A 7,604-nucleotide genomic window follows, 5' to 3' on the forward strand; every position below is an offset into this window, starting at 1 on the left:
GGGCGTGCCCGCGAAGGGGCCGGAACAGGTGACATCAGTTACCGGGCAGATACGGCCAGTCATCAGCCACAAGAAACACCCGCTCCACCTCCTGCCAGGCGCCATCGGACTCCTGCTCCAGTCGCACCAGCAACTGCGCCGGTGCCTGCTGCTCCAGCATATGCAACCAGGCTGCAAACTGCTCCGCCAGCCAGCATTCGCCTGCCTCGAACCGCGCAGGTGCCAGCCAGGCATGCCGTTGCAGCGGCTGCCACCGTTCACCTTCAGCCAGCACCCAGTCCTGCCGTCGCACCCAGCGCCCGTGCAAATGCTGCGGGTTGGCGCCGGTGGGTGGCTTGGCATGGCCCGGCCACGGGTAGAAAAGATAGCCGCCCAGCCACACATGTGCCTGTACCTGCTCAATCCCCAGCTTGGCCAGCATCTCGCGGCTCTGCGCGCCCTTGGACATGGGCAACTGGTGCCCTGCCAGGTGTGCAAGCTTGGTCCCCAGCCGATCATGGCAACCAGGCCCCAGCCAGGCATGCGGGTCGTGCCCGGCGTCTTCCGGGCCCAGGTACAGCTTGATCGCCAGTTCCAGGTGGTGCACGCCGTCGCGGTCGCGCAGCACCACGTCGAGCTCGCCCAGGGTGCGCCCGCCATCGCGAATCGCCAGGTTGGCGGCCAGCAGCTCGATGCCTGGCGCCTGGCCCAGGGCAAACTGCCACAGGCGTTCGTAGTAATGCCCCAGGCGCCGGCTGCCCAATTGCGCCAGCCACGCGCGCAACGGTCGGTCATCGGCATCCAGGGCCCGCAACCATTGTTCAAGGCGTTGCGGCTGCTGCGCCCACTGGCTGCCCGCCAGCGGGTGTCGCTGGGGGCAGGGCGGGTCGCTGAGCAGGGGCGGTGACAACAGGGTCCATGCCAGGTCACGCACGGTGGCGCGCTGCAATTGTCGGGGCAGGTCGTGGAGCTGGGCGAATGGCGTCATCCTGCGAGCATAGCCGGTTTGCCGCTGCCCGGTGGTTTCGCCCATAATCGGCGCATCGTCACCCGCCGCAAAGCCTTGCAGGAGCCCCATGGAGCAATTTCGCAATATCGGTATCATCGGTCGCCTTGGCAGCTCGCAGGTGCTCGACACCATTCGCCGACTTAAAAAATTCCTCCTCGATCGCCACCTGCACGTGATCCTCGAGGACACCATTGCCGAAGTGCTGCCCGGCCATGGCTTGCAAACGTCCACCCGCAAGCTGCTGGGCGAGGTCTGCGACCTGGTCATCGTGGTCGGCGGCGACGGCAGCCTGCTGGGCGCAGCCCGCGCCCTGGCCCGGCACAACATTCCGGTGCTGGGTATCAACCGTGGCAACCTGGGTTTTCTCACCGACATCCGCCCTGACGAGCTGGAGCAGAAGGTCGCCGAAGTGCTCGATGGCCACTACCTGGTGGAAAACCGCTTTCTGCTGCAGGCCGAGGTGCGTCGCCACCACGAGGCCATCGGCCAGGGCGATGCACTGAACGACGTGGTGCTGCACCCGGGCAAGTCCACGCGCATGATCGAGTTCGAGATCTACATCGACGGCCAGTTCGTCTGCAGCCAGAAAGCCGACGGCCTGATCGTCGCCACCCCCACCGGCTCCACCGCCTATGCGCTGTCGGCCGGTGGCCCGATCATGCACCCCAAGCTCGATGCCATCGTCATCGTGCCGATGTACCCGCACACCTTGTCGGGCCGGCCGATCGTGGTCGACGGCAACAGCGAGCTGAAGATCGTGGTGTCCAAGGACCTGCAGATCTACCCGCAGGTGTCCTGTGACGGCCAGAACCACTTCACCTGTGCCCCCGGCGACACCATCACGGTCAGCAAGAAGCCGCAGAAACTGCGCCTGATCCACCCGCTGGACCACAATTACTACGAGGTCTGCCGCACCAAGCTGGGTTGGGGCAGCCGCCTGGGGAGCAGTGACGACTGATGCTCGATCCGGCGCGAAGTTTTGACATCATCGGCGACGTGCACGGCTGTGCGCTGACCCTTGAACGCCTGCTCGACGCCCTCGGATACAAGCGCGTGGCCGGCGTGTGGCGCCACCCGCGACGTCAGGTGCTGTTCCTTGGCGATATCGTCGACCGCGGGCCACGCATTCGTGAGGCGCTGCACATCGTCCACGACATGGTCGAAGCCGGCCAGGCGTTCTGCATCATGGGCAACCACGAATACAATGCCCTGGGCTGGGTCACCCCGGCGCTGCCTGGCAGCGGCAAGGCCTATGTACGCGAACACACGCCGCGGCATGCCCGTCTGATCGACGAAACCCTGACCCAGTTTGCCCAGCACCCCGGCGACTGGCACGATTTTGTCAATTGGTTCTACCAGCTGCCGCTGTTCGTCGACGCCGGACGCTTCCGTCTGGTGCACGCCTGCTGGGACCCGCGGCTGATCGAGCCGCTGCGCCAGCAATACCCCGACGGACGCATCGATGAACACTTCATCCAGGCCTCGGCCGTGAGTGGCAGTTTTGCTGACACGGTGTGCAACCGCCTGTTGCGCGGTACCGACATGCGCCTGCCGGACGGGCTGACGCTGACCGGCGGCGACGGCCTGACCCGCGCGTTCTTCCGCACCAAGTTCTGGGAAGAAGACCCGAAGACCTACGGTGACATCGTCTTCCAGCCCGATGCCTTGCCCGAAGAAGTGGCCAGTACCCCGCTCAGCCACAGCCAGAAGAACGCCTTGCTGCGATATGACGAAGACCAGCCGATGCTGTTCGTCGGGCATTACTGGCGCAGCGGCCGCCCGGCGCCAATCCGCGCCAACCTGGCCTGCCTGGACTACAGCGCCGTGCTCTACGGCAAGCTGGTCGCCTACCGGCTGGATGATGAAACCCGCATCGACCCACACAAGTTCGTTTGGGTCGACGTTGACCGCCCACAGGCCAACCAATGAACATAATCGAAGTGATGCGCCTGCCACTGTCGGTCGACCTCAGCGGCTTCGTCCAGCTGTTGCAGCGCCTGCAGGTGCCGCACCGGGTCAGCGAGGAGGGTGATGCCCAGGTCCTCTGGGCCCCCGACACCTTGGCCGAAGATGTGCTGCAGCTCTACCAGCGCTACCCCGACGGCAACGCCGACCTGCCGGCGAGTGCCGACCCTGTAGGGGCGGTTTCACCCGCGAATGCCCCCACACAGCCTTCTCTGGCAGCCCAGGCCAAGGCCTGCAAAATCACCACCCTCACCCTGCTGCTGTGCTTCATCGTCGCCGGCCTGACGGGGCTTGGTGACAACTTCACCACCATCAGCTGGTTCACCTTCCTCGACTTCCGTGTCCAGGGCGACTACCTGTACTTCACCTCGCTGGCGCAAACCCTCGACCAAGGTCAGTGGTGGCGACTGGTGTCGCCCATGCTGCTGCATTTCGGTGTGCTGCACCTGGCCATGAACAGCCTGTGGTACTGGGAGCTGGGCAAACGCATCGAACTGCGCCAGGGCCCGTGGGCGTTGCTGGGCCTGACCCTGCTGTTCAGCCTGGTGTCCAACCTGGCCCAGCACTACACCAGCGGGCCGAGCCTGTTTGGCGGCCTGTCCGGCGTGCTGTACGGCCTGCTCGGGCATATCTGGCTGTACCAGTGGCTGGCGCCCGACCGTTACTTCAACCTGCCCAAGGGCGTGCTGGTGATGATGCTGATCTGGCTGGTGGTGTGCCTGACCGGCGTGGTCGGCACCCTCGGCCTTGGCCAGATCGCCAATGCCGCCCACGTCGGCGGGCTGCTCATCGGATGCCTGACCGGGCTCTTGGGTGGGGCGCTGGCCCGGCGTAAACTGTCGGCTTGAATCAGGAGACACTATGTCCACTTTCGCGCAAATGATTGAAAACATCACCCCGGAAATCTACCAGAGCCTGAAACTGGCGGTGGAAATCGGCAAATGGTCGGATGGCCGCAAGCTCACGGCCGAGCAGAAAGAACTGTCGCTGCAGGCGGTCATCGCCTGGGAGATGAAGAACCTGCCCGAAGACCAGCGCACCGGCTACATGGGCCCACAGGAATGCGCGTCGAAGTCCGCGCCCATCGCCAACATTCTGTTCAAGTCGGACTCGGTACATTGATCGAACTCGCGCGTGGCTCGTTAAGCAAAATGGCCGTCAGCCTGCAGGCACCGGTGGTGCAGTACAGCTTCCGCCTGGATGACACGCAGGTGCCGGTCAACCCCATGATCGGCCAGCGCCTGCGCCTGGAATACCTCGGCGCCATTCATTGCAGCCATTGCGGCAAGCGCACCAAGACCAGCTTCAGCCAGGGTTACTGCTACCCGTGCATGACCAAGCTGGCCCAGTGCGATGTGTGCATCATGGCCCCGGAAAAATGCCACTACGACGCCGGCACCTGCCGGGAGCCGTCGTGGGGGGAACAGTTCTGCATGACCGACCACATCGTGTACCTGGCCAATTCGTCGGGGATCAAGGTCGGCATTACCCGTGCCACCCAGCTGCCCACCCGCTGGCTCGACCAGGGTGCCAGTCAGGCGTTGCCGATCATGCGCGTGGCCACCCGGCAGCAATCGGGCCTGGTCGAAGACGTGCTGCGCAGCCAGGTGCCGGACCGTACCAACTGGCGCGCGCTGCTCAAGGGCGATGCCGAGGTGCTCGACCTGCCGGCCATCCGGGAGCAGGTCTTCGAAGCCTGCGCCGACGGCCTGCGCGAGCTGCAGGGGCGCTTCGGCCTGCAGGCGATCCAGCCGCTGCCGGACGCCGAAGTGGTGCAGATGAACTACCCGGTCGAGGCGTACCCCAAGAAGATTGTCAGCTTCAACCTCGACAAGGACCCGGTGGCCGAGGGCACGCTGCTGGGCATCAAGGGCCAGTACCTGATCTTCGACACCGGTGTGATCAATATTCGCAAGTACACGGCCTACCAGTTGGCCGTGCTCCAGTAAAAAGGACCTGCACATGCGTACCGAACAACCGCAAGTGATCTACCTCAAGGATTACCAGGCGCCGGAGTACCTGATCGACGAGACGCACCTGACCTTCGAGCTGTTCGAGGACCACACGCTGGTTCACGCGCAACTGGTCATGCGCCGCAACCCGGCACGCGGTGCCGGCCTGCCGCCACTGGAACTCGATGGCCAGCAGCTGGAACTGCTGCGCGCCTCGCTGGATGACCAGGAACTGCAGCCAGGCGACTACCAGCTCGACGCCGACAGCCTGACCGTACAGCCCAAGGCCGAGCGCTTCACCCTCGACACCAGCGTGAAGATCCACCCGGAAAGCAACACCGCCCTGGAAGGCCTGTACAAGTCGGGCAAGATGTTCTGCACCCAGTGCGAGGCCGAGGGCTTCCGCAAGATCACCTACTACCTCGACCGCCCGGACGTGATGAGCACCTTCACCACCACGGTCATCGCCGAGCAGCATCGCTACCCGGTATTGTTGTCGAACGGCAACCCGATCGGCAGCGGGCCGACCGAAGATGGCCGCCACTGGGCGACCTGGGAAGACCCGTTCATGAAGCCGGCCTACCTGTTCGCTCTGGTGGCCGGTGACCTGTGGTGCGTTGAAGACAGCTTCACCCGTCAGTCCGGCCGTGATGTGACCCTGCGCATCTACGTCGAGCCCGAGAACATCGACAAGTGCGACCACGCCATGGTCAGCCTGAAAAAGTCCATGCGCTGGGACGAAGAAGTCTATGGCCGCGAGTACGACCTGGACATCTTCATGATTGTTGCGGTCAATGACTTCAACATGGGCGCCATGGAAAACAAGGGCCTGAACATCTTCAACTCCAGCTGTGTGCTGGCCCGTGCCGAAACCGCCACCGATGCTGCGCACCAGCGCGTCGAAGGCGTGGTCGCCCACGAGTACTTCCACAACTGGTCGGGCAACCGCGTTACCTGCCGTGACTGGTTCCAGTTGTCGCTGAAGGAAGGCTTCACGGTATTCCGCGATGCCGAGTTCAGTGCCGACATGAACTCGCGCACGGTCAAGCGCATCGAAGACGTGGCCTACCTGCGCACCCACCAGTTCGCCGAAGACGCCGGCCCCATGGCCCACCCGGTGCGCCCGGAAAGCTTCATCGAAATCTCCAACTTCTACACCCTGACCGTCTACGAGAAGGGCGCCGAAGTGGTGCGCATGGTCCGTACCCTGTTGGGTAGCGAAGGCTTCCGTAAAGGCAGCGACCTGTATTTTGAGCGTCATGATGGCCAGGCGGTAACCACCGACGACTTCATCAAGGCCATGGAAGACGCCAACGGCGTCGACTTCACCCAGTTCAAGCGCTGGTACAGCCAGGCGGGCACCCCACGCTTGGAGGTCAGCGAAGCGTATGACGACGCCGCGCAGACCTACAGCCTGACGTTCCGCCAGAGCTGCCCGCAGACCCCGGACAAGGCCGAGAAACTGCCGTTCGTGATCCCGGTGGAACTGGGCCTGCTGGATGCCGCCGGCAACGACCTGCCGCTGCAACTGGTTGGCGAAGACGCCGCTCAAGGGACCAGCCGCGTGCTGTCGGTGACCGAGGCCGAGCAAACCTTCACCTTCCAGGGTATCCAGGCCAAACCGCTGCCGTCGCTGCTGCGTGGCTTCAGCGCCCCGGTGAAGCTGAGCTTCCCGTATGGCCGCGACCAGCTGATGTTCCTGATGCAGCACGACAGCGACGGCTTCAACCGCTGGGAAGCGGGCCAGCAGCTGTCGGTGCAGGTACTGCAGGAACTGATCGGCCAGCATCAACGCGGCGAAGCCCTGAAGCTCGACCAGCGCCTGATTACCGCCTTGGGCACTGTGCTGGGCAATGCATCGCTGGACCCGGCCATGGTGGCCGAAATGCTCTCGCTGCCAGGTGAGGCGTACCTTACCGAGATCAGCCAGGTGGCCGATGTCGACGCCATCCATGCCGCTCGCGAGTTCGCACGCCAGCAGATCGCCGAACACCTGTTCGACACCCTGTGGGCGCGTTACCAGGCCAACCGCGAAGTGTCGCGCAGCACTGCCTATGTGGCCTCGGCCGAGCACTTTGCCCGCCGCAGCCTGCAGAACATCGCCCTGTCGTACCTGATGCAGAGTGGCAAGCAACAGGTGCTGGAGGCGACCCTGGAGCAGTTCGAGCACTGCGACAACATGACCGAGCGCCTTACCGCGCTGGCGGTACTGGTCAACTCGCCGTTCGAGGCCGAGCGCGCGAAAGCGCTGGAAGCGTTTGCCGAGCACTTCAAGGACAACCCGCTGGTCATGGACCAATGGTTCAGCGTGCAGGCGGCCAGCACGCTGCCGGGCGGGCTGGCGCGGGTCAAGGCATTGATGCAGCACCCGGCCTTCACCCTGAAGAACCCGAACAAGGTGCGTGCGCTGATCGGTGCCTTTGCCGGGCAGAACCTGGTCAACTTCCATGCTGCCGATGGCTCGGGGTATCGCTTCCTGGCGGACCTGGTGATCGAGCTGAATGCGCTGAATCCGCAGATTGCATCGCGGCAACTGGCGCCGCTGACCCGCTGGCGCAAGTATGACGATGCGCGTCAGGCGCTGATGAAGGGTGAGCTGGAGCGCATTATGGCGTCTGGCGAGCTGTCCAGTGATGTGTATGAAGTGGTGAGCAAGAGCCTGGCGTAATTCTTGTGAATTGGGGCTGCTTTGCAGCCCT

General features: G+C 64.0%; 7 protein-coding genes. 6 read left to right on the forward strand and 1 reads right to left on the reverse strand.

The window, feature by feature from the left end; translation table 11 throughout:
* Nucleotides 1-34 precede the first annotated feature (34 nt).
* On the reverse strand, nucleotides 35-1,057 hold the full coding sequence (locus tag ACF8GF_RS21685) for a DUF1853 family protein (RefSeq protein WP_176684491.1): 1,023 nt from the start codon (nucleotides 1,055-1,057) through the stop codon (nucleotides 35-37).
* On the opposite strand from ACF8GF_RS21685, the gene ACF8GF_RS21690 reads away from it, so the two are divergent.
* Genes ACF8GF_RS21690 through pepN form a run of 6 tightly spaced genes read left to right on the forward strand, consistent with a single transcriptional unit; the run spans nucleotide 1,056 to nucleotide 7,573 of the window.
* A complete protein-coding gene (locus ACF8GF_RS21690) occupies nucleotides 1,056-1,946 on the forward strand; it encodes an NAD(+) kinase (protein ID WP_003247220.1) in 891 nt (296 codons plus the stop codon). The genes ACF8GF_RS21685 and ACF8GF_RS21690 overlap by 2 nt on opposite strands.
* Nucleotides 1,946-2,917: a metallophosphoesterase gene (locus ACF8GF_RS21695; protein ID WP_339444507.1), complete on the forward strand. Its 972-nt coding sequence runs from the start codon at nucleotides 1,946-1,948 to the stop codon at nucleotides 2,915-2,917. The genes ACF8GF_RS21690 and ACF8GF_RS21695 overlap by 1 nt, the downstream gene beginning before the upstream one ends.
* On the forward strand, nucleotides 2,914-3,801 hold the full coding sequence (locus tag ACF8GF_RS21700; RefSeq protein ID WP_392488473.1) for a rhomboid family intramembrane serine protease: 888 nt from the start codon (nucleotides 2,914-2,916) through the stop codon (nucleotides 3,799-3,801). The genes ACF8GF_RS21695 and ACF8GF_RS21700 overlap by 4 nt, the downstream gene beginning before the upstream one ends.
* 13 nt (nucleotides 3,802-3,814) lie before the next feature.
* The gene (locus tag ACF8GF_RS21705; RefSeq protein WP_003247224.1) at nucleotides 3,815-4,075 is read left to right on the forward strand and encodes a YeaC family protein; all 261 of its coding nucleotides are present in this window, start codon (nucleotides 3,815-3,817) and stop codon (nucleotides 4,073-4,075) included.
* Entirely contained in the window at nucleotides 4,072-4,902 is an 831-nt protein-coding gene (locus tag ACF8GF_RS21710; RefSeq protein WP_339444509.1) for a DUF2797 domain-containing protein, read from the forward strand. Before ACF8GF_RS21705 ends, ACF8GF_RS21710 begins: the two co-directional genes overlap by 4 nt.
* Before the next feature lie 13 nt (nucleotides 4,903-4,915).
* Entirely contained in the window at nucleotides 4,916-7,573 is a 2,658-nt protein-coding gene (gene pepN / locus ACF8GF_RS21715) for an aminopeptidase N (RefSeq protein WP_392488474.1), read from the forward strand.
* Nucleotides 7,574-7,604: the final 31 nt, after the last annotated feature.

It is taken from the genome of Pseudomonas sp. yb_5, from assembly GCF_043103865.1.
GTDB classification, from domain to species: Bacteria; Pseudomonadota; Gammaproteobacteria; order Pseudomonadales; family Pseudomonadaceae; genus Aquipseudomonas; species Aquipseudomonas putida_Y.

Bases quoted from the DNA above. Each gene is read 5' to 3' on its own strand.
- ACF8GF_RS21690 (WP_003247220.1), top strand. From the start codon at position 1,056: ATGGAGCAATTTCGCAATATCGGTATCATCGGTCGCCTTGGCAGCTCG.
- ACF8GF_RS21685 (WP_176684491.1), bottom strand. From the start codon at position 1,057: ATGGGGCTCCTGCAAGGCTTTGCGGCGGGTGACGATGCGCCGATTATG.
- ACF8GF_RS21695 (WP_339444507.1), top strand. From the start codon at position 1,946: ATGCTCGATCCGGCGCGAAGTTTTGACATCATCGGCGACGTGCACGGC.
- ACF8GF_RS21700 (WP_392488473.1), top strand. From the start codon at position 2,914: ATGAACATAATCGAAGTGATGCGCCTGCCACTGTCGGTCGACCTCAGC.
- ACF8GF_RS21705 (WP_003247224.1), top strand. From the start codon at position 3,815: ATGTCCACTTTCGCGCAAATGATTGAAAACATCACCCCGGAAATCTAC.
- pepN (WP_392488474.1), top strand. From the start codon at position 4,916: ATGCGTACCGAACAACCGCAAGTGATCTACCTCAAGGATTACCAGGCG.